General features: G+C 50.4%; 21 protein-coding genes and 2 pseudogenes. 3 read left to right on the forward strand and 20 right to left on the reverse strand.

Annotation, left to right across the window (positions count from 1 at the left end; all coding sequences use genetic code 11):
• Positions 1-57: 57 nt before the first annotated feature.
• The 9 genes and pseudogenes from mnhG to ABDK09_16360 form a co-directional block, all read right to left on the reverse strand.
• Positions 58-351, reverse strand: a complete 294-nt coding sequence (gene mnhG / locus ABDK09_16320; GenBank protein ID XAW88626.1) for a monovalent cation/H(+) antiporter subunit G — start codon at positions 349-351, stop codon at positions 58-60.
• Positions 351-630 (reverse strand): annotated as a pseudogene (locus ABDK09_16325) (cation:proton antiporter). Before ABDK09_16325 ends, mnhG begins: the two are co-directional and overlap by 1 nt.
• The gene (locus ABDK09_16330) at positions 623-1,099 is read right to left on the reverse strand and encodes a Na+/H+ antiporter subunit E (GenBank protein ID XAW88627.1); all 477 of its coding nucleotides are present in this window, start codon (positions 1,097-1,099) and stop codon (positions 623-625) included. The pseudogene ABDK09_16325 and the gene ABDK09_16330 overlap by 8 nt, the downstream one beginning before the upstream one ends.
• On the reverse strand, positions 1,096-2,592 hold the full coding sequence (locus ABDK09_16335) for a proton-conducting transporter membrane subunit (GenBank protein ID XAW88628.1): 1,497 nt from the start codon (positions 2,590-2,592) through the stop codon (positions 1,096-1,098). The genes ABDK09_16330 and ABDK09_16335 overlap by 4 nt, the downstream gene beginning before the upstream one ends.
• Positions 2,589-2,943: pseudogene (locus tag ABDK09_16340) on the reverse strand (Na+/H+ antiporter subunit C). Before ABDK09_16340 ends, ABDK09_16335 begins: the two are co-directional and overlap by 4 nt.
• Positions 2,943-5,453 carry a hydrogen gas-evolving membrane-bound hydrogenase subunit E gene (gene mbhE / locus ABDK09_16345; GenBank protein XAW90765.1) on the reverse strand — a complete coding sequence of 837 codons (2,511 nt, stop codon included), beginning with the start codon at positions 5,451-5,453 and terminating at the stop codon, positions 2,943-2,945. Before mbhE ends, ABDK09_16340 begins: the two are co-directional and overlap by 1 nt.
• 317 nt (positions 5,454-5,770) lie before the next feature.
• The gene (locus ABDK09_16350) at positions 5,771-5,962 is read right to left on the reverse strand and encodes a hypothetical protein (GenBank protein XAW88629.1); all 192 of its coding nucleotides are present in this window, start codon (positions 5,960-5,962) and stop codon (positions 5,771-5,773) included.
• A gap of 131 nt (positions 5,963-6,093) precedes the next feature.
• Positions 6,094-7,029 (reverse strand): universal stress protein, encoded by a 936-nt coding sequence (locus ABDK09_16355; protein ID XAW88630.1) that lies wholly within the window; start codon positions 7,027-7,029, stop codon positions 6,094-6,096.
• A gap of 407 nt (positions 7,030-7,436) precedes the next feature.
• A complete protein-coding gene (locus ABDK09_16360) occupies positions 7,437-7,766 on the reverse strand; it encodes a hypothetical protein (GenBank protein ID XAW88631.1) in 330 nt (109 codons plus the stop codon).
• Positions 7,767-8,071: 305 nt separating this feature from the next.
• Here ABDK09_16360 and ABDK09_16365 point away from each other — a divergent pair, with 305 nt between their 5' ends.
• The gene (locus ABDK09_16365; protein ID XAW88632.1) at positions 8,072-9,676 is read left to right on the forward strand and encodes a phosphatase PAP2 family protein; all 1,605 of its coding nucleotides are present in this window, start codon (positions 8,072-8,074) and stop codon (positions 9,674-9,676) included.
• On the forward strand, positions 9,609-10,319 hold the full coding sequence (locus ABDK09_16370) for an autotransporter-associated beta strand repeat-containing protein (GenBank protein XAW88633.1): 711 nt from the start codon (positions 9,609-9,611) through the stop codon (positions 10,317-10,319). Before ABDK09_16365 ends, ABDK09_16370 begins: the two co-directional genes overlap by 68 nt.
• Positions 10,320-10,474: 155 nt before the next feature.
• Here the strand turns inward: ABDK09_16370 and ABDK09_16375 are convergent, their stop codons facing one another.
• From ABDK09_16375 to ABDK09_16425, 11 genes are all read right to left on the reverse strand, one after another.
• Complete coding sequence (locus ABDK09_16375) at positions 10,475-11,236, reverse strand: SDR family NAD(P)-dependent oxidoreductase (protein XAW88634.1); 762 nt, start codon at positions 11,234-11,236, stop codon at positions 10,475-10,477.
• A gap of 109 nt (positions 11,237-11,345) precedes the next feature.
• Positions 11,346-11,888 carry a cytosine permease gene (locus ABDK09_16380; protein XAW88635.1) on the reverse strand — a complete coding sequence of 181 codons (543 nt, stop codon included), beginning with the start codon at positions 11,886-11,888 and terminating at the stop codon, positions 11,346-11,348.
• Positions 11,842-12,840: a cytosine permease gene (locus ABDK09_16385; protein ID XAW88636.1), complete on the reverse strand. Its 999-nt coding sequence runs from the start codon at positions 12,838-12,840 to the stop codon at positions 11,842-11,844. Before ABDK09_16385 ends, ABDK09_16380 begins: the two co-directional genes overlap by 47 nt.
• A gap of 298 nt (positions 12,841-13,138) precedes the next feature.
• On the reverse strand, positions 13,139-13,696 hold the full coding sequence (locus ABDK09_16390) for a flavin reductase (GenBank protein XAW88637.1): 558 nt from the start codon (positions 13,694-13,696) through the stop codon (positions 13,139-13,141).
• Entirely contained in the window at positions 13,689-14,117 is a 429-nt protein-coding gene (locus tag ABDK09_16395) for a malonic semialdehyde reductase (protein ID XAW88638.1), read from the reverse strand. Before ABDK09_16395 ends, ABDK09_16390 begins: the two co-directional genes overlap by 8 nt.
• A 218-nt stretch (positions 14,118-14,335) precedes the next feature.
• Positions 14,336-15,085 carry a pyrimidine utilization protein D gene (rutD, locus tag ABDK09_16400; protein ID XAW88639.1) on the reverse strand — a complete coding sequence of 250 codons (750 nt, stop codon included), beginning with the start codon at positions 15,083-15,085 and terminating at the stop codon, positions 14,336-14,338.
• A 40-nt stretch (positions 15,086-15,125) separates the two neighbouring features.
• Positions 15,126-15,515, reverse strand: coding sequence for a pyrimidine utilization protein C (gene rutC, locus ABDK09_16405; GenBank protein XAW88640.1), 390 nt, complete (start codon positions 15,513-15,515; stop codon positions 15,126-15,128).
• Between the two features lie 11 nt (positions 15,516-15,526).
• Positions 15,527-16,249: a pyrimidine utilization protein B gene (gene rutB, locus ABDK09_16410; protein XAW88641.1), complete on the reverse strand. Its 723-nt coding sequence runs from the start codon at positions 16,247-16,249 to the stop codon at positions 15,527-15,529.
• The gene (gene rutA / locus ABDK09_16415; protein XAW88642.1) at positions 16,246-17,337 is read right to left on the reverse strand and encodes a pyrimidine utilization protein A; all 1,092 of its coding nucleotides are present in this window, start codon (positions 17,335-17,337) and stop codon (positions 16,246-16,248) included. Before rutA ends, rutB begins: the two co-directional genes overlap by 4 nt.
• 468 nt (positions 17,338-17,805) lie before the next feature.
• Positions 17,806-18,381: a TetR family transcriptional regulator C-terminal domain-containing protein gene (locus ABDK09_16420; protein XAW88643.1), complete on the reverse strand. Its 576-nt coding sequence runs from the start codon at positions 18,379-18,381 to the stop codon at positions 17,806-17,808.
• Positions 18,382-18,466: 85 nt separating this feature from the next.
• Positions 18,467-18,898, reverse strand: coding sequence for a MarR family transcriptional regulator (locus ABDK09_16425; GenBank protein ID XAW88644.1), 432 nt, complete (start codon positions 18,896-18,898; stop codon positions 18,467-18,469).
• Positions 18,899-18,966: 68 nt separating this feature from the next.
• Between ABDK09_16425 and ABDK09_16430 the strand changes: the two genes are divergently transcribed.
• On the forward strand, positions 18,967-19,410 hold the full coding sequence (locus ABDK09_16430; GenBank protein ID XAW88645.1) for a DUF2798 domain-containing protein: 444 nt from the start codon (positions 18,967-18,969) through the stop codon (positions 19,408-19,410).
• The last annotated feature ends 78 nt before the right edge of the window (positions 19,411-19,488 follow it).

Below are 19,488 nucleotides of genomic sequence, written 5' to 3' on the forward strand. Positions count from 1 at the left end.
AGGCCAAGCACAACCATTAGTAATTGAAAGGTAAGCATGCCAATTCCTGACGCCGTTTCAGTCATTGCGCCAGATTTTATAACCGGTTTTTATCATTGCGCGGCCAAGCAGATGAGTGGCAACCGGAGCGGTAAGCAGAATAAACAAAATCGTACCCAGAACGCGGGAGATAACCGTAATTTCCGGGATACTTAACGCTAATGCCAGCAATAAACAACTGACGCCAACCGTACCGGCTTTGGTCGCCGCGTGCATGCGTGTGTAGAGGTCGGGCATTCTCAGTACACCTAAACTCGCGATCACAATTAATACCGTTCCCAGACACAGCAGAATTCCCGTGATGACTTCCATTACTCGTCTCCCTTCTGTTTAATGATCAGCCGGGCAAACGCGACTGTCCCCAGAAATGCAACCAGCCCGAGTGTAATCGCAATATCTAACAATGCTTGCTGACCACTATCGAGTGTATAGACAGTCACAAAACCGATGGTGGTAAATGAGATCAGGTCAAGCGCAACGACTCTATCGGCCAGCGTCGGTCCCAGAAACCAAGCGGATAAACGCAAATAATAGGCTAATTAATAACCCGGCGTAGGCGATATTGATACTCAGTGCTAACCAGTCAGTCACGAGTCACCTCCAGAATTCTTTTCTCCAGTCCCTGTTTAATGCTTCGTACCACCTGGTCTTTTTTAGAAGCGAACATGGCATGCACAATAAGGTATTTCTTGTCCGATGTAACATCCAGGCTCAGGCTGCCCGGAGTCAGAGAAACCATATTCGCCAGAAGCGTAATTTCCAGGTCAGACTGCACATCCAGCGGGATATAAAGGATGTCGGGGTCACTGAGATGAGTCGGCGTAATCACATCCCAGACGACACGGGCAGATGAGAGAATCACTTCATAGCCAAAATAGATCAATAGAGCGAACACCGCGCTGAAGCGTCGAAAATAACTGCTTTTGAGTCCAAAAGGCTGGCTAAGACGCAAGATAATTAAACCAATCACAAATCCGGCGATAAAATTAAGGCTGGTGTAACTGCCGTTGAGCATCATCCAGATCAGGGCTAAAAAAAGATTGAGTAATAAATACGTCATCCCTTCTCTCCCAGCACAGCATGAATATAGCCATCAGGCTGTAATAACTGTCCCGCCGCCTGAACAGCAAACTGATAAAATGGCTCGGCCACCAGGCCAATCAACAGACTGATTAAAGTTAGCAGTGCGATTGGTGCACAATACAACCACTGGATTTTCGCCGGTAGAAAGGCCTCTTTCCGGACCTCGGGAGAAGCTTTCCAGAACGCTTCGCTCCAGATTTTGGTCATGGAGAATACCGTTAACAATCCGACCACCAAAGCGACCGTGGCCAGTGCGTAGTACGTTGTTTCCACACTGGCTTTTATCACCAGAAACTTGCCCCAGAACCCCGACAGAGGCGGAAATCCCGCCAGCGAGAATGCCGGTATCAAAAACAACACAGCAAGCCACGGCATGGCCTTATACACGCCCCCCAACTGCACCAGTTGGTCCGAGCCATATTTGCGTTCCAGAAAACCGCCGATTAAGAACAGGTTAGCTTTAACGATAATATGATGAACGATATAAAAAATGGCACCGGATAACGCCAGCGGCGTATACAACGCCAGCCCCATGATCATGTAGCCAATCTGACTAATAATATGAAATGACAATATTTTTTTAATGCTGAACTGACTGGCAGCACCGAGCACACCGGTCAACATCGTCAATGCGGCAACCCATAGCAAGGTTGACTGCCATCCGCTGCCGGGCAGCGGAAACACCAGGGTAAAAACCCGCATCAGCGCATACACGCCCACTTTGGTCAGTAAAGCCGCAAACAGGGCCACAACACCGCTGGGTAAGGTATGATAGGACGCGGGCAACCAGGCAAAAAGCGGAAACAAAGCCGACTTTATCGCAAACGCAAAGAGAAATAACGCGGCTAATGAGGTCTGCATTTCGCCCGACAAGCTGTCCACTTTACCATGTAAGTCTGCCAGATTAAGCGTACCAGTCGCGCCGTAAAGCAAGCCAATCGCCAGTAAGAACACCAGGGTAGACACCAGATTAAGGACGACATACTTCACCGCACCGTCAATTTGTTGCTGACGTGCATTGATGACCATCAGAGCAAATGAAGCGATGAGCATCACCTCAAACCACACATAGAGATTAAAGATATCGCCGGTCAGAAAAGCGCCATACACACCGGCTAGCAGCACGTGCATCAGCATGTGATAAAGTCCGTAGCCTGGTTTATACGACAAATCTGCCATGGCATAAAACACACTCACCACGCCGATCAGGGCGGTTACCGTCACCATCGCCACACTAAACAGATCAGCCACAAACACAATACCAAACGGTGCCGGCCACTGACCCAAAGCCACCGCCTGTGGCCCCTGTTCAAACACAGTAACACCCAGTACCCAGCTCACGATCAGAGTAAAAATCGAGCTTATCGCACTGATCCATTCCGAAACACGATGAGAATCCCGGACAAAAAACAGCCCGATCGCCGTAAACAGAGCAATCACCACCGGCAGAGTCAGCAATACAGAGCTCATTTGTCTTCCTCCGATGACTGCATGCTATCCGTATCGGCCGAAACCTGCTTCAGAATTGGCACGGTAAAGCAGTATCAAAGTGAATATCAGCAAACCAAAACCAATCACAATCGCGGTCAGGATCAAGGCCTGTGGTAAGGAGTTAGCCGCCCCTTCCGGCGGTAAGGCCTGTTCGGCTTCAATCAGTGCCGGTAAGCCTGGTGTCAACCGGCCAGCGGTAAAGATCGCCAGATTAATCGCGCTGCTGAGCAGAATCAGCCCGAACAGTAACCGCAGCACATGCCTCTCTAACATCAGATAGACGCCTGCCGAAACAAATACACCGACGACCATGCTCCAGAGCAGTTCCATCAGTCCAGCTCCTCATTAATACGCAGCAGCATTCCCATCACGCCGCCGATCACCGCCAGGTAAATACCGATGTCGAACATCAGCGGAGTGCCTATCGTGACGGGTTCTGTCCACCATAAACCGGTTAATAAGGGTAAACCGGCAACATAGCTGAAACTGCCGGCCGTCAGACTCAACAGCACCCCGAACAGCGCAATCCGAAACGGCGGATATTGCAATCTGTCACGCACATAGCGCGGTGACTTAGCAAACATCAGCAAAGAGAAACCGATCACCGCGATTAACGCGCCGATAAAACCGCCACCGGGATGGTTATGTCCGCGCAGCAGTAAGTACAGAGAGAAGACCAGCATCAGAGCCGCGACAATATGAGAGGTCGTCGCGAAAATCAGCGACTGGATACGATTTTGTTTACCATAGCGTGAAGAGAGCAAACTCACCGCAGCCAGACCCGACATGACAACCACCAGCGCTTCACCCAAAGTATCCAGCGCCCGAAAGTCAACAAGGATAACGTTAACGATATTACGCCCGTGTCCGCCCGGCACACTGTTGCGTGCATAGAAGTCGCTCACCGTCAGGTCCAGCGGCTGTTTGGTCACATGGAGCAAAAGCATACAGACGCTGAACCCTATCGTCACAGCGACGATCGCATGCACAGTCTTACGCAGAGTGGAATGCGCTTGCACCGTTTCCAGACGGGGAATATGGCGCATCAGAAGCGCCATAAATACCACCATCAAAGTTTCAACCAACAGCAGAGTTTTGGCTACATCCGGCGCACTGTAGAGCATAAACACAAGTGTGGTCATAAACCCTATGCTGCCCAGCGCCGCAATCGCCAGCAGGCGTGCACCGGTTGTGATACAAACCAACACCGCCGCCACCATCAACAGTGCTATCGCAATTTCGTAAAAAGCCACATCAGACAGGGAATGAAAGGGCTGCGAGGTCAACGCCATCGAGCTGATGAGCAGCAAACCGGCCAGTACGCTAAAAAACAATAATACGTAACTTCGCAGCGGTTTGTGTTGCAGGCACTGTGTTTGCCAGCGGGCAAGGTCCGTCATCGCCCGGATGATCCCGGAAAACACCTCCTCAGCTTTAATAACGCGCTCCCCTGCACTGCGCCAACGGCAAAGCAGGCCCGGACATAACGCATACACCGCCACCCCAAGCAAAACCGTGATGACACTCAGCAATAACGCGAAGTTAAACCCTTGCCAAAGTTTCGTTGCTTCAGGCTCGGCTCCGGGCAGGATCGCCGCGACGCCGGGCTTAATGACCTGCTCATCCAGCCAGTTCAGACCAAACAGAGGTAAAAGAAGGCTGCCAAATGCTAACAAGGTCGCGGGAAGCCACAACGCCCAGGTTTTTTCGACCGGTTTGATGGCTGATGCCGTCCCGGTTTGACGGGAGAAAAATGGCTTGCGCACTAACAAAATAGCTACTGATACCATTAATGCATTGGCAGCAACCAGAGTCGCGGTAACCATAACCCCGATTTCCAGCGAGGCTTTGTACATATACTCTTTACTGACAAATCCCATCATGGGCAGCAGACCGGCCTTTGATAACGCCGCAATCACCAATGCGGTTGTGCTCATGACCAGGACTGATTTCAAGCCGGACAGTCGCCGTATATCTCTCGTCCCGGTAGCCAGATCAACGTTTCCCACCACCATGAATAAAGCCGCTTTATACAGAGCGTGCGCCACGATAAAAAGCAGCAATGCTGACACCGATAACTGAGTACCGATGCCGAGTAATAACATCAGTTTACCCAGAGCAACATTAGTACTGTATGCAAGCATTAACTTGAGATCCGTTTGCCGGATAGCGACCAGCGTACACCAGACCGCCGTTATTCCGCCGATGACAACCAGGGTATAAAACCACACTTCGCTGTGGGAATAGATCGGTGAAAAGCGAGCCAGTAAATAGACCCCAGCCTTGACCATAGTCGCCGAATGCAGATAAGCACTGACCGGTGTCGGCGCCGCCATTGCATTGGGCAGCCAAAAATGAAAAGGAAATTGTGCCGATTTAGTCAGGGCACCGAGAAAGATGAGAACCATGGAGGGCAAAAACAGGGTATGGCTGGCTATCACTTCAGTCTGTTGCAATATCACTTCCAGCTCATAGCTGTTCGCCATGGCACCCAGCATGATCAGCCCCGCCAGCAAAGCCAGCCCACCCGCGCCGGTAACCAGTAACGATTGCAATGCATTTTGGCGTGAAGTCGGGCTCTCATGGTTAAACCCGATCAGCAAATAAGAAGTGAGCGTGGTTAACTCCCAAAAAACAAACAGGAGTAACAAGTTGTCACTGACCACCAAACCGAGCATAGCCAGCATAAACAGAGTGAGTTGACAGTGAAAGGAAAACCGGGCCGGTTTACCACGCAGATACGCCAGGGCATACACCTGAATCAGAAAACCGATACCACTGATTAATCCGGCGAAAAGCACAGATAACCCGTCGAGGCGAACACTCAGGTTGATCCCCATCGGCGCAACCCAGGGTACAGACCAGACTATCCCTTGTGCATCAGTCCCCTGCGCGTCATAGCAGAAAAACAAGGCCACCAATATAATCAGCGGCAACAACGGAAACAAAAGCCAGGCTAAAGGCTGTGAACGAGCATGATGAGTCAGTTCAGACATTTCAGCTACAATCTGATACAGCGGTGATGATAACGCTAAGGGGGGAGCTAAACGGCGTATCCAACAGCCGGTTAGCCCACCCTGTCAGCAACATTTGTAACAGGTATTTATTGAGAGATATGGCGCGACACCACCCGGCGTATCTTGATTGCCCGTTTGAGCTATTTGTTGCTGTCGGCGGTGTTAAAAGAACGCAGATCGCTGTGAACAGACTGACTCCGCGTGCTTTCGTAATCGCCGTCCGTGCTGTCAAATGCATCGTAAGTGCAATCGCCGATATCATTTCTGGGGCAGACGTAAACATTAAGACGTTCTATCATTTCTGTTTTACATCGAGGGCAAAATCGTTGCATATCGAGCTCCCTATTTATTTAACATCGGATTAGTTATTTGTAATCGAATCAGTTACTTGAAATTGGGTCAGTAATTTGAAATCAGAATCGTTATTTGAAATCAGATTAGCTATTTAACATCGGCCACATCACTACTTGATCGGAGAAATAAATCCTTCCGGCTTGAGAGCGACCAGAGAACAGCGAATAGATTGCAGAATATTCTCCGCGGTGTTGCCAATGACAAATCCGGCAATGCCGGTTCTCGCCAGAGTGCCCATCACCAGGACATCCACCTCTTCCTGCTGCACGCATTCCGGAATGGCGTCATCTGGACTTCCGTGCAGATAATGAATCACTGTTTCACCTGCAATACCGGACTCTTCAAGCAATTGCTGTAACGCTTGTTGATGGCTGTTTTTGGCTTTATCAACTTCCTGATTCAGCTCTTGCGGATCGGCATGGATCCAACTGTTATCTTCAAGATAGTGCTCGAGATAATATTCCCAGCATGAAATCAGGTGCAGCCGACTGTCACAGGAATCAGCAAGCGAGCGGGCCAGCTCCAGTAAACGCAACGACAGCGCATGTTGCGCCTCACCGCTTGGCGTCGGATCAATCGCTACCGCAACTCTTCGTTTGTTTTTGGGCTTATCGGTGGGACGGTGCAACCAAACCGCACACGGGCATTTTCGTAATAAGGTCATATCAAGCGCTTTGAAGCCGCCGGCCCCATTACGCAGCGGCTCCGCTTCTTTGATGATCAGATCGTGGCCGTTCTCAAGCGCTTGTTTAATGATACAGATGGCAGGTTGCTCACTGTGTTTGACCAGGAGCGGAAATGGTGCTTGCTGTTCAGATAAGTCATTTTCTGCTCTGAAACGGGCCACCTTTTCCTGCAGCGAATGCGACAAGGAGTGTTCATAGCTTTGCTGGTAATGAGCCCACTCTTGCGGGAAAGCCGGACAGGCAATCAGGCCAGTGACAGCAACGCCATTATTGAGGGCGATTCGAATAGCCTGGTCGAGCGCGTCACTATGGCCAGGTAACCCTTGGGTGGCATACAGTATGTTCTCAAATCGTTTCATACACACCTCCTTAAGTGATTAAATTTTAACCACCCGGAAAGTATAATACCTAACCGACAATTGTAACGGCGTATTAATCTCTATAGGTATACCCAAACAACTTGGATTTACAGGTAGGCGGCAAATGAGTGAATCCCCATGAGCATATAGACACTATGTGATTGGGGTGAACGAACGCAGCCAACACCGCTGCAGCTTCAAGTAGCAAGGGTAAAACACGATACCCAACCTGTTGCTTCTACCCCGCAGGCCGGGGGCTTTTTAGCGAATTAAGCCACTGGCTGGATACTTTGACCGCCAGCACTTCTCCGCGGCAGCATAGGACATGCTGTGAGTATAACTGACAAGTTATACTCATCTTATTCTCTTGCACATCCTCAATCTCTGCAATCAGTTCGACTGGATGATCAACGGGAAACAGGCTTGAGATAAGTGACGGTAAGCTGCCCGGTCGCAAACCAAACCGCGTCGCCGCTGCCAATCGGGCACCGCTGTAACTGGTAACCCTTGGCGATAGCGGTACACACACAATGACAATCAATCAGAGTGGAAATAATACCGCCATTAAGAAAATGCAGCGGGCCGGCACTGTGGTGACTGGCCGGGGTAAAGTGGCACACTGATTCATTCTCGCCGCGCCAATGGCTTTTTATCTGTAACCCGAGCGGATTAGACGGTCCGCAGCCAAAACAATGGTTGTTGGGAATCTGATCCTGAAACGCTTGCTCACTCTGCATACGACCTCCTGAATTAACGAAAAAATACCAAAGACCCGGCAGTAACGTTACTCAATAGATAGCACAGCTTTTCATCGTTCGCTGGCCGCGGATACGCGGCATCTGGGATTTTTGGTCAGGACATCTGTCGCAGGTTTACTGTTGGTTATGCCATTAACCTATTGATATATTTCAAAGTATGCATAAAAACTTCATCAAGCTGAAACCTGATTGTCATTTGCAGCGACTAGCATCCTCGCCTGATTTAAGCCTCTGGCGCATACCGTCAGGACTCGCATTGTAAAAGGTAAGGACAACTTTCACCGATGAAACTTCACCACCAGCATAAAATCTTCACGCTAACCGCTCTGGCCGCCGCACTACTCAGTGCCTGTAATTCTGACTCAACCAACTATGATAAGCCGGCAGTGCCACAAGGCTTGGGCTATGAACAGAGTGTCAGTGTCCCTCTGATTAGCGGAACGCCGGTCGTGGATGGGGACATACCGGTGACCAACGCCAAAGGTAACGTTGTGGCCTACCACTCCGGCGTGAACCCGATTCTGCAGATCCTGGCCGGCTTTGATGATATCTGGACGCTGGGCGATACCACCTGGGCAAGCACAGGTTCGGATTCACTCAGTATTGCGGCTGGCTACGAAACCTACCCGGGTATCAGTGGTGGTGCGACCAACAGTACCAGTCGTGCTCTGCTGGTCGATTTCGGCGCAGAGCAGACGCTTGATCAGGACGTATGGCAATATAACTTTGACTATGTAAAAACGCTGACCCGTCCGGGCCAAAGCACTCCTGATGTGGATCGCACTGACGCGGCTTCGCAAGTGTTTGCTTATCTCGATGATCAGCGCGATAAAGGTTACAGCCTGACATCAGGCCTGGGTGCACTGGCGGACGACTATCGCAGCGGTGCCAATTCCGTCTCCAATTATGCCTACAGTGCTGATGGTACTGAGGTCTCTGTCGGCGGAACAACCATTGATATTCTTGATGAATCCCGCCTGATGAACGACGGTCTGGGCAATGGAACCAACTATGGTGAACTTGGTTACGAGCTTGACGATGTGGTCACGCTGCTCAATCTGGTCAGAGACTTTGGCGCGTCAACGGAGGCACCTAAATACCACTTTGAATCACCGCGTCCATGGCGGATTGAAAACGACTACAGTGTCGCCAGTTTCAGCGACATCAATGATGTCACCCAGCTCACCTGTTACAATCTGGATGGCAGCGCGGATACCAAATTCTATGATTTCCCGGTCAATCCGCTTGTGTCCCCTATTCCCGGCCTGCGTTGTGCCGGTCGAACGATTTACACTGATAACGGCGATGGTTCATTCAGTTCCAACTATACCGCCGGCAGCGGCGATGCCTGGGTTTCGGGTCGGGCTAAAGATGGCGGTTTCCCAAGCGGACACACCACTGAAGCGGTTGACCGCGGTCTGGCCTTTGCGTACGCCATTCCAGAACGCTTTGCTGAAATGGCCGCACGCGCAGTTGATTTGGGCACCAACCGCATCGTGGCTGGCATGCACTCTCCGCTTGATGTTATCGGCGGCCGTATCATGGGCACAGCCGTGACCGCCGCTGCATTAAACGCGCGCCCGGATCTGGCCAGTGCAGCATTGGCTCAGGCCAACAGCTATTTTGCTCAGAAAGCACAGGATGCAGGCTTTGACTCTGTGTATGCTTTTGCTCACAGCGCAACCTCTGATGCAGAGGCTCAGCGTTATACAGACCACGACGCGATGAAAGCGCGCTATCGCGCCGCTCTGACGTACGGTTTTCCGGCGCTGGATGAAGCCAGTGTCGCGCCGCAAGTACCAAAAGGCGCTGAAGTTTCTGTTGGCGACACGCTTCCCTTACCTGAGCGATGCGCAGCGCCGCGCGGTGCTGGCCACGACGGAAATTGATTCAAATTATCCGGTCATCAACCAATCTCGTGGCTGGGGACGTCTGGATCTGGTTATGGCAGCCGATGGCTATGGCGCATTCAATGGTGATGTCACTGTGGTCATGGACGCCGCAGACGAAGGATTCAGTGCTCAGGATACCTGGGGTAACGACATTTCCGGTCATGGTCTGCTGACCAAGCAAGGCAGTGGCTCACTGACCTTGCAAGGCAACAACAGCTTCAGCGGCGGCGTTGTACTGCAAAGCGGTGAACTGATTGCGGCATCGTCTTCTGCAACCGGGACAGGCACGCTTTATCAGCAGGATGGTGTACTTTCTGTGTCAATCGAAGCCGGAAACAACGACGCGGCGGCGGGCAGTCTCAATGTCTCGGACTTTGTACAAGATGGCGGGACTCTGGCACTGAACCTGGTCAATAACGCTCAGGTTCAGGCTGACAAGACCATCTATCTGAGCGGTGCTGATCTGCAACTGACTGTGCCAGTGTTATCCGCTGCGACAACTTACATGCTGTTGAGTGCAGACTATCTGCAGGGTCAGTTTGACAACGTGAGCGCAACTGACGCGAACGGCACCACGTACACGGCGCAGCTGATATACAGCGAAACCGGCGTCAGCGTGACCATTACACCCGCAGTATAAAAAGACCAATGCAGCCTCTCTCACTATGATTGAGGCTGTATCCTCCGATAAAAAATGGCCTGTATAACAGACCATTTTTTATTTCAGCCCCCCTGTCAGGCCGCGGTGACTGGTCTGCGGTGGCTGGTCCGAGGTGACTTCGTGTTCACGATAAATCAGTTTTCACGATGAATCGCAAACGGAGACCAGGCCTGATCGGTCGGCATCACTTCCATGCGATTGACGTTGATGTGTGGCGGTAAGGTCGCGAGATAGAACATGGTTTCGGCAATGTCCTCTGCTTCCAGAGCCCGGGTGCCTTCATACAGCGCATCCGATGCAGCCTGATCGCCCTTGGTGCGCACCAGGGTAAACTCGGTTTCCGCAATGCCCGGCGCCAAATCGGTCACGCGCACACCCGTGCCCTGCAAGTCACAGCGCAGGTTATAGCTGAACTGTTTCACAAACGCTTTGCTCGCGCCGTAAACATGGCTGCCCGGATACGGCCACTGGCCGGCAATCGAACCGACATTGATGATGGACGCGCCGCTACCGGTTTCAATCAAAGTCGGCAGAAGAGCGTGCGTGACATTGACCAGCCCCGTAATATTGGTATCAATCATAGTGTGCCAGTCATTGATATCCACTGTCTGCGACGGCTGCGGAGCCAGAGCCAGACCGGCATTGTTGACCAGACAAGTGATGTTTTTAAATGCCTCAGGCAGGGATTGCACCATCTGCACCACTTCTTCGTTGTTTCTGACATCCAGTACCTGATAATGCACCGGGGCCAGTGCAGCTAACTCGTCACTCAATGCCTGCAGTCGCTCTTCTCGCCGCCCGGTAATCACTACCGACCATCCTTGTGAGGCAAACTTTCGCGCCGCAGCGCGGCCAAAACCTGATGTTGCGCCGGTAATAAATGCAACTTTCGACATTTCTCATTCCTTCTTTCAAACAGTCATTGTGCGTATTCAGAGTGACATAGCCTCGCGCTGCTTGTCTATGTCACTCTTGGTCATCTTAGATATATCGGTCGTCTTTGTTTCAGGCTTTATTCAAACCGGCTGGCATAAACGGTTTAGCCAGTGGTGCGGTCAGATACTTGCTGGCAACGAAATAAAGCACAGCACCACTGATAGCCCCGGTAAACCAACCGTAATCATAGAACCAGGTCATCACATCAAACGAAATTGCCAGGAAGGTACACCCGACCGGGATCAAAAAGGCGATAAAGCCAGCCCAGTTCACCGCCGGATAAGCATGCTCCTGATACAGCGCCAGGATATTGAGCTGCTGCTTACGAATCATGAAATAATCGACAATCATGATCCCGGCAATCGGCCCCAGCAGGCTCGAGTAACCCAACAACCAGTTAGAGATAAATGCTTCTACGCTGACATCTGACTCAATCCAGCCCATTTTTTTCAGCAGTTCCCAACTCATCAGCACAATACCCACCGCACCGGTCAGCAAGACACCTTTGGTGTGGTTGATGTAGCGCGGGGCAATATTCTGAAAATCGTTGGTCGGTGAAACCACATTAGCCGCGGTATTGGTCGACAAGGTTGCGATGATAATCAGCACCATGGCGACAGCGACCCAGAAACGGACTCTGGATTTGCGCGATCAAATTGATCGGGTCTGAAATAGTTTCACCAAACAGCGTCTGCGACGCCGCGGTTAATACCACACCCAGCGCTGCGAACAGGAACATGGTCAGTGGCAAGCCAATTACCTGACCAACGATCTGATCTTTCTGCGACCTGGCATAACGGCTGAAATCAGGAATGTTGAGTGACAAGGTAGCCCAGAAGCCGACCATAGCGGTTAAACCGGACAAGAAATATTTTGCCACACCATCCTGCGGCGGGCGATTAGCCGGGGTTGACAGTAATTCAGCATAAGAGACCTTATCACTGGCCCAGAACAGCAGTCCGAGCGAAACAATCAGCAGCAGCGGTGCCGACAAGGTTTCCAGCCACTTAATGGAATTAGCGCCTTTGAGTACGACACCGATATTCAGCAGACAAAAGATAAAGAAACCAAATACCTCACCCTGACCGCCCAGACTGGCCCAGCTGGTTGAAATTTCCGATAATAAAAGGTGAATCGCCAGCCCGCCAAACATGGTCTGAATACCAAACCAGCCGCAGGCAACAAAGCCGCGGATAAGACACGGTACGTTCGAACCCACGATCCCGAACGATGAACGCAGCAGCACCGGAAAAGGTAATCCGTATTTAGTTCCGGCGAACGCGTTCAGCGTCAGCGGGATCAACACGATAATATTGGCAATAAAAATAGTCAGCAGTGCCTCTACCACCGACAGACCAAAATAAGCGGTTAGTATCCCGCCCAGCGTATAGGTCGGCACACAAATCGCAATCCCCACCCACAGAGCCGCAATATTCCACTGACTCCAACTGCGCTCTTTGATCTTAGTTGGCGCTAAATCCTGATTAAAGTTTTTACTGTTTAATAAATCGTCCCCGACTTCTAATTCATAGAAGTCACCCACTTTCTTCATTTGCGTTTGCATAAAAATGTCCTCATCCCGTTGAGATTCATTTATTGTCCTTAATTTTTACAACGCTGAATTATTCAAACCACCTGTTTATTGAAATAGATTTACCGAGCCAAAGTTATCGACAAAAACCATCAAAAAAATTAACCACGCCCACTAAAATCGTCAGCACATTATCAAGATGACAATAGGTAAAATCAGTCACAAAATTGTGTGGTAAAAATAAATCCGTCACTCAAAAAATAGTCCTGCGAGTACGGAAGTAAGTAAAACTCCTCCAAAGCAAATATCATGATTCAGCCTCCGGCGGTGATCAGGTTAATTTGTGATAGCGACGATCAAAATACACCAGGTTGGAGACCTGCTGAGCAGCGCCAATACCCACAATTTCACAGAAAAACACTTCGTGCGTGCCGACCGTCGCGCGCGACGCAATTTTGCAGTCAAATGCGGTCGAGCTGGCCGCTAACACCGGCGCGCCGGTGACAAATGATTGCCATGCCACGCTGTCGAAGCGCTCCTGCTGGCTGAGCTTACCGGCAAATAAGCCGGACACTTGCGCCTGGTCCGCCGCTAACGTGTTGACGCACAAGGTTTGCGCTTGATCGAATACCTCAAACACCGATGAAGATCGGTTTAAACACACCAACAGCGTCGGTGGCGTGTCGGTCACACTGGTCACCGCCGTTGCGGTAAATCCGGCGGCCTGCCCGTCAACGATTGTGGTGACGACATTAACCGCAGACCCCAGGCTTGCCATGCCATCTTTAAAGGCCTGCACTCCGTTATCTGCCACCTGAGCAAACTCGGTAAAATTCATCTCATTACTGACCGGTTCACTGACAACTAAATCCAGACTCATTTCACTCATAACGGCATGCCTCCTCGAAAGTTAAACGCGGTAAACGACCATACAGTTTGCTGCTGTCGCCATAGCCAATATTGATCATCAGGTTAGTTTTCCAGCTGGTGCCGGCAAAGAAGGTTTCATCCACCGCTTGCGGGTCGAAACCTGACAGCGGACCGGTATCCAGCCCCATGGCACGCGCGGCCAGAATCATATATCCCGCCTGCATTGAACTGTTGCGCATTGCGGTTTCCTGGGCCAGCGCCTCACTGGACGTGAACCAGCTTTTCGCATCGCCGTGCGGAAACAGTGCGGGCAGCGCATCGTAAAACTGACTGTCATAAGCGACAATCACAGTTACAGGTGCAGACAGGGTTTTGTCCAGATTGCCTTTGGATAAAGTGGGTGCCAAACGGGCTTTCCCTTCTGCTGAAGTGACAAACACAAAACGCGCCGGAGAAACAGTTGGCGGATGTCGGCCCCATACACGTCAGTTGATAGAGCTGCTCAATTTGCTCCTGACTGACGGCTTTATCCAGCCAGCCATTATGAGTACGCGCCTCAGTAAATAATTGTTTCAGTGCTGCCTCATCCATGATGTGACTCATTTGTTGTCTCCTGCGTATCAATATTTCTGGTGAGTAAATATATTTATTAATGCATTTAGCTGTAAAAATGATCGAGTATCTTTGTGAATTCTTCCGGTTCAGTAATATTGCAGGCATGCCCGCCATACGGCATAAAATATAACGATGAATCGGGTATGGCCTGATTTAATCGCTCCGAACATGAATAAGGCACTAATAAGTCATCACGACTGGCAATAATACCGGTCGGACAACCTATATTCTGCAACTGCCCGGAGAGATCAAATTGCTCGATGGCCGCAATACGTCTGCGCAAATTTGTTGTATCGGCAAAGGCAGCAATCATTTTTTGCGCCTCTTCACTCAGTAGTGCAGCATGCTGTTTGATCCATTGCGCCGGGTATAAAAACAGCGGCTGGGCTTTGACGAACATCTCGACTCCGGACTCCTGCAATAAGCGCTTTCTGATCTCAAAGCAGAGCCGGGTATGGTCATCGGTTTTCTCCCAACTGTTGATCAGCAGCAGACTGGCCACTTTCTGCGGGGCATCGAGCGCCAGTTGCAAGCCGATCAAACCGCCTAATGCATGACCAATGAAATGTACTTGCTGCGTTTTAGTGGTGCTTAGCAACGCATTCACTTCCTGCGCCATATCCGTGACACTGTAACCCTCACTAATCGCACCATCGCTGTTGCCGGTTCCGAAACTGGTCGTACACCACCACTCTGAAGCGCGTTGCCAGCTCAGGGACCAGACTGTCCCAGTAGTGGTGGGAGCCGCCCAGACCGGATGAAAGCAAAACAGTTTCAGGGTGATTATCGCCATGGATCTCAAAATACATGCTGCCCTACCTCACTCTGTGCGTTTACGCCTGGCCAACATGGGCAATCGAAGCAATCTCGATCAAGGCTTCTTCTTTCACCAGACCACACTGAATGCAATAACGCGCCGGTTTATCGCCCGGGAAGAAATCCGCGTACACCGCATTAATCATTGCGTAGTCCTTCCAGTCCCGGATCATAATCATGTTGAAAGTCACATCAGCCATGGTGCCGCCGGCTTCTTCCACCACATCTTTAATGGTGTTGAGGACATGACGGGTCTGCGCCGCCGCATCACCGGGAAACACCACATTGTTGTCGTGGTCGAACGGCAGTGTGCCGGACACATACACCACTCCATCGGCTTGAGTACCCGGGGAATACGGGGCAAGAGGTGTACCGGTTCCTTCAGGGACAACGATTTGTTTAGGCATAATAATCTCCTTTATTTATTTGCCAGAGCCTGGGCGTAATCTTCCAGATTGGAAACCCAGCCAAAAAAAGTACGGATATTGAACAGCGCAGCTTCATGCGCTGCCATCGGGCCTGCCGGATGCGTCGCATCCGATAAAACCAGGCCGAAATATTCGAGATGAAAGCCGTCGCGCAGGGTCGATTCAACACACACGTTGGTGGCGATACCGGTAAACACTAAGTTACGGATCCCACGTGCGCGCAGCATGGTGTCGAGGTTAGTATTAAAGAAACCGCTGTAACGCGTTTTAGGGATTACCCAGTCTCCTTCTTGCGGAACAATCTCATCCACCAGGGCATAATCCCAACCACCTTTGGCCAGAAACTGGCCGGATAACTCCGGCTTACTGCGCATGGTTTTCAGCGCATTGGATTTATGCCAGTTCGGTGAACCTGCGCCACCCGCTTCAACATAATCGGCATCCCAGCCATTTTGCAGAAACACGATCTGCATCCCTGCCTGACGGGACAACGCAATCGCACGGTTAATGTTTTCAATCACCGGGCCGGTGGCGGAAACATCAAATCCGGCCAGATCGAGATAGCCTTGCTGGCTGGCATAGGCGTTTTGCATATCCACCACAATCAGCGCAGTTTCACTCGGTTTAATCGCTAAGGCTTCAGGCTCGGCTTTGACCACCAAAGGGGAATCGCTGTGATTTAGTGTGTAGCCGGAAATCGCGTCGTGACTCATGCTGCGTACTCTCCCTGATAACCAATGTGTTGACGGGTTTTCATCAGCGGCTGAATACGCTCACCAAAAGCGGTCACGCCGCTGATAAAGTCATCGAATGTCAGCAGCACACCGCCGGTACCTTCGACTTCGGCCACTTCATCCAGCATCCTGGCCACGTTTTCGTAAGAGCCCACCAGCGTGCCCATGTTGATATTGACCGCTGAGGTCGGATCCGACATCTGGCGCACGTTGGTATCCGAACCAGAGGTGGTGTCTTTGGCCGCCTGGTCACCGAGCCACTTGAGCGCTTCGACGTCTTTACCTTCTTTATAGCTTTCCCATTTCGCCCGGGCGGCTTCATCGCTTTCATCAGCGATGACCATAAACAGCACAAATGAGCTCACGTCACGCTGCGTTTTTTGCGTCGCTTCAAGCAGGCGATCAGCGGCCGGCGCGAAGGCTTTCGGCGTATTCACACCTTTGCCAAACACAAAGTTGTGATCGGCGTATTGGGCCGAAAATGCCATCCCGGCATCACTGGAACCGGCACAGATAATTTTCATCGTGTCCTGCGGACGCGGGCTCAAACGACAATCTTGCATGGTGAAGTAATCACCTTTCAGATCAGAAACCCCTTCGTCCCACAAATCACGCAATACCTGAGCGTATTCAGATAGATAGTCATAGCGCGACGCGAAAAACTCATCGCCCGGCCATAGCCCCATCTGGGTGTACTCCGGCTTTTGCCAACCTGTGACCAGGTTGACGCCAAAACGGCCGTTGGAAATGGAATCAATCGTCGATGCCATACGCGCGGTAATCGCTGGTGGCAGGGTTAAAGTCGCCGCGGTTGCGAACAGCTTAATTTTTGAGGTCACGGCCGCCAGACCAGCCATCAGGGTGAAAGATTCCAGGTTGTGTTCCCAGAACTCAGTTTTGCCGCCAAAACCGCGTAACTTAATCATGGATAACGCGAAATCTAATCCGTAATGTTCCGCGCGCAGCACAATCTCTTTGTTCAACTCGAAGGTTGGCATGTATTGCGGGGCATTTTCTGAAATCAGCCAGCCGTTATTGCCAATGGGAATGAATACTCCAATCTGCATAGAAACTCCTTTTTTCGACATGCATTTATCTGCTCTTCGCATTGATCCTAATCAATCTTTATGCCAAAAGTTAATTTAACTTATATAACAATGATTTAAATCAAACCATATAATCTAAAACAGACCATTTGGTCTGTTTTGTTGCAATAAAAATGGTGCAATAGCACTAATTGAGTGCGCAATTTTTGCTCAAATCGATGTTAAAACGGACAAGGAGAAAACGGACAGGCGTGCAGGAAAAGCGATACGAAGAGGATGAAGCGGTACAACGAGAAACTGAAAAAGGAAAGAAAAAGGCGCGTCAGATGACGCGCCAAATCATAATCAAGGATAAATAAGAGATTGAGGATGGATAAGAGTCAGAACAGACTGCCCAATACCACTCCCTGAATAGTCTGGCAGGTATCTTCAAAAAATTCTTTGTTATTAAGATCTTTACCGGTAATCGCTTTCACCTGAACGCTGAAATCAGCGTAGTGCTGGGTCGTAGACCAGATAATAAAGATCAGTTGAGCGGGTTTCGATGGGCTTTAGTTTGCCTTGGCTTATCCACTGCTCAATCACTTTCGACTTTTCGCTCATGATCTGTTTAAGCGGACCGGAGAGATAATTTTTCAGGATCGGTGCACCCTGGATGATTTCCAGGCAGAACAGACGCGAAGCCTGAGGTTGATCGCGCGATAACTCCAGCTTAAGACGAATGTACTTTTCCAGAGCGGTTTTGGGATCATCCGGCTCTTCAAAACTGCCAATTGGCGCCAGCCAGTCATTGAGAATATTCTCCAGAATGGTCAGATAGAGTGCCTCTTTACTTTTGAAATAGTAAAACAGGTTGGTTTTGGAAATATCTGCGGCCGTGGCAATCTGCTCCATGGTCGTGCCATGAAAGCCAAACTTTGAGAATACAGACAATGCGGTTTCAAGAATAAATTGTCTTTTGTCCGCAAACTTTTTACGCCGCCGGGTACCGGGCTCGACATTAGTGCGTGTTTTCTTCAGGCCCTCGACCTTAGCTCCCTTTAACGAAATATTTTCTCTAACCATGAGTACGACTCTAACTATAGGATTGACGCGAAACTAAGCGGATAGTTTACCACTTAACATCTGATGTGTGTTCGCTAATCGAGCGTCAGTCGGAACGCGTCAGGTTTGCAGTCATCATCACCAGCCACTGCTTCATCTGCGCTTGCTGCTCATAATCCAGCCCCTCGGTCATTCGCGTCGATACCGCGCGGCGCGCCTCTTTTATCTGCAGTGCCAGCGCCTGACCCGAATCGGTCAGCGACAGTATCAATTCACGTTTGTCGTGCGGATTTTTCATCCGATCTACCAAACCTTGCTTGATCAGCTCATTGATCAAACGAGTAATCTGCGCCTTATCTTTTTTAATCGCCATGGCCACATCATGCGCGGTGCACGGCACATGAGTCGCAATGTAATGCAAAGCCAAACCCTGAAAAAACGGCAGGTCTACTCCCTGCTTTTCTAGCTCCTGGGTAATATTTTCACGCATGCACTGAGTCAGGTAAGCGACATGATGCTCTAAAGGACTACTTTTCATATGGTTGATATTGTCAACTAATCGCCTTAATATAGTTGACTATATCAACTAATAACCGAATCGACCATATGAATCTAAAAAAACTGGCTATCACCTTGCCTGCTCCTGTCTGTATTGTGGCGAGCATCTCAGCTTTCATTACCTACATTAACCACGGCCTGAGTGCTGAATTCGCTAGCCAATGGCTGAAGTCATTCTTATTCTCTCTGGTCGTGATCCTGCCGATTGCCGGCTTGCTGATCATGAAACTGGCGCAGTTGGTTGAACGCCGTCTGCCTCATATTCAGCCGTTAAGCCGCAAACTGATTTTATGTGGTTTGATTGCGCTGAGCCTGGAATCAATCATCAGCCTGATGTCCGTGCTTTCCACTTCACAGGCAGACAGTGCCAGCCAGTTCATCGCTTTCTGGGCGCTGACTCTGCTCAAAGCTCTGCCACTGGGTTACCTGATTGCCATGATCATGGTCTTCATCGTACGTCCGAAAATTCAACGTGCGCTCGCTGCCGCCTGATACTAAAAAGCTGTACGCTGTAAGGTGTATGTCACGTTAACAGGCATACCGACTTCGGCTTCGAGCATAAAAAATCGG

Source organism: Vibrio sp. CDRSL-10 TSBA (assembly GCA_039696685.1).
Taxonomy (GTDB): Bacteria; Pseudomonadota; Gammaproteobacteria; order Enterobacterales; family Vibrionaceae; genus Vibrio.

What these genes read in the sequence shown, in the direction of transcription:
- ABDK09_16390 (XAW88637.1), bottom strand. Translation starts at nt 13,696, where the DNA reads ATGAGTGAAATGAGTCTGGATTTAGTTGTCAGTGAACCGGTCAGTAAT.
- rutB (XAW88641.1), bottom strand. Translation starts at nt 16,249, where the DNA reads ATGAGTCACGACGCGATTTCCGGCTACACACTAAATCACAGCGATTCC.
- rutD (XAW88639.1), bottom strand. Translation starts at nt 15,085, where the DNA reads ATGGCGATAATCACCCTGAAACTGTTTTGCTTTCATCCGGTCTGGGCG.
- ABDK09_16375 (XAW88634.1), bottom strand. Translation starts at nt 11,236, where the DNA reads ATGTCGAAAGTTGCATTTATTACCGGCGCAACATCAGGTTTTGGCCGC.
- ABDK09_16420 (XAW88643.1), bottom strand. Translation starts at nt 18,381, where the DNA reads ATGGTTAGAGAAAATATTTCGTTAAAGGGAGCTAAGGTCGAGGGCCTG.
- ABDK09_16355 (XAW88630.1), bottom strand. Translation starts at nt 7,029, where the DNA reads ATGAAACGATTTGAGAACATACTGTATGCCACCCAAGGGTTACCTGGC.
- mnhG (XAW88626.1), bottom strand. Translation starts at nt 351, where the DNA reads ATGGAAGTCATCACGGGAATTCTGCTGTGTCTGGGAACGGTATTAATT.
- mbhE (XAW90765.1), bottom strand. Translation starts at nt 5,453, where the DNA reads ATGGGGATCAACCTGAGTGTTCGCCTCGACGGGTTATCTGTGCTTTTC.
- ABDK09_16335 (XAW88628.1), bottom strand. Translation starts at nt 2,592, where the DNA reads ATGAGCTCTGTATTGCTGACTCTGCCGGTGGTGATTGCTCTGTTTACG.
- ABDK09_16360 (XAW88631.1), bottom strand. Translation starts at nt 7,766, where the DNA reads ATGCAGAGTGAGCAAGCGTTTCAGGATCAGATTCCCAACAACCATTGT.
- ABDK09_16330 (XAW88627.1), bottom strand. Translation starts at nt 1,099, where the DNA reads ATGACGTATTTATTACTCAATCTTTTTTTAGCCCTGATCTGGATGATG.
- ABDK09_16425 (XAW88644.1), bottom strand. Translation starts at nt 18,898, where the DNA reads ATGAAAAGTAGTCCTTTAGAGCATCATGTCGCTTACCTGACTCAGTGC.
- rutC (XAW88640.1), bottom strand. Translation starts at nt 15,515, where the DNA reads ATGCCTAAACAAATCGTTGTCCCTGAAGGAACCGGTACACCTCTTGCC.
- ABDK09_16430 (XAW88645.1), top strand. Translation starts at nt 18,967, where the DNA reads ATGAATCTAAAAAAACTGGCTATCACCTTGCCTGCTCCTGTCTGTATT.
- ABDK09_16385 (XAW88636.1), bottom strand. Translation starts at nt 12,840, where the DNA reads ATGCAAACGCAAATGAAGAAAGTGGGTGACTTCTATGAATTAGAAGTC.
- ABDK09_16350 (XAW88629.1), bottom strand. Translation starts at nt 5,962, where the DNA reads ATGCAACGATTTTGCCCTCGATGTAAAACAGAAATGATAGAACGTCTT.
- rutA (XAW88642.1), bottom strand. Translation starts at nt 17,337, where the DNA reads ATGCAGATTGGAGTATTCATTCCCATTGGCAATAACGGCTGGCTGATT.
- ABDK09_16380 (XAW88635.1), bottom strand. Translation starts at nt 11,888, where the DNA reads ATGGTGCTGATTATCATCGCAACCTTGTCGACCAATACCGCGGCTAAT.
- ABDK09_16365 (XAW88632.1), top strand. Translation starts at nt 8,072, where the DNA reads ATGAAACTTCACCACCAGCATAAAATCTTCACGCTAACCGCTCTGGCC.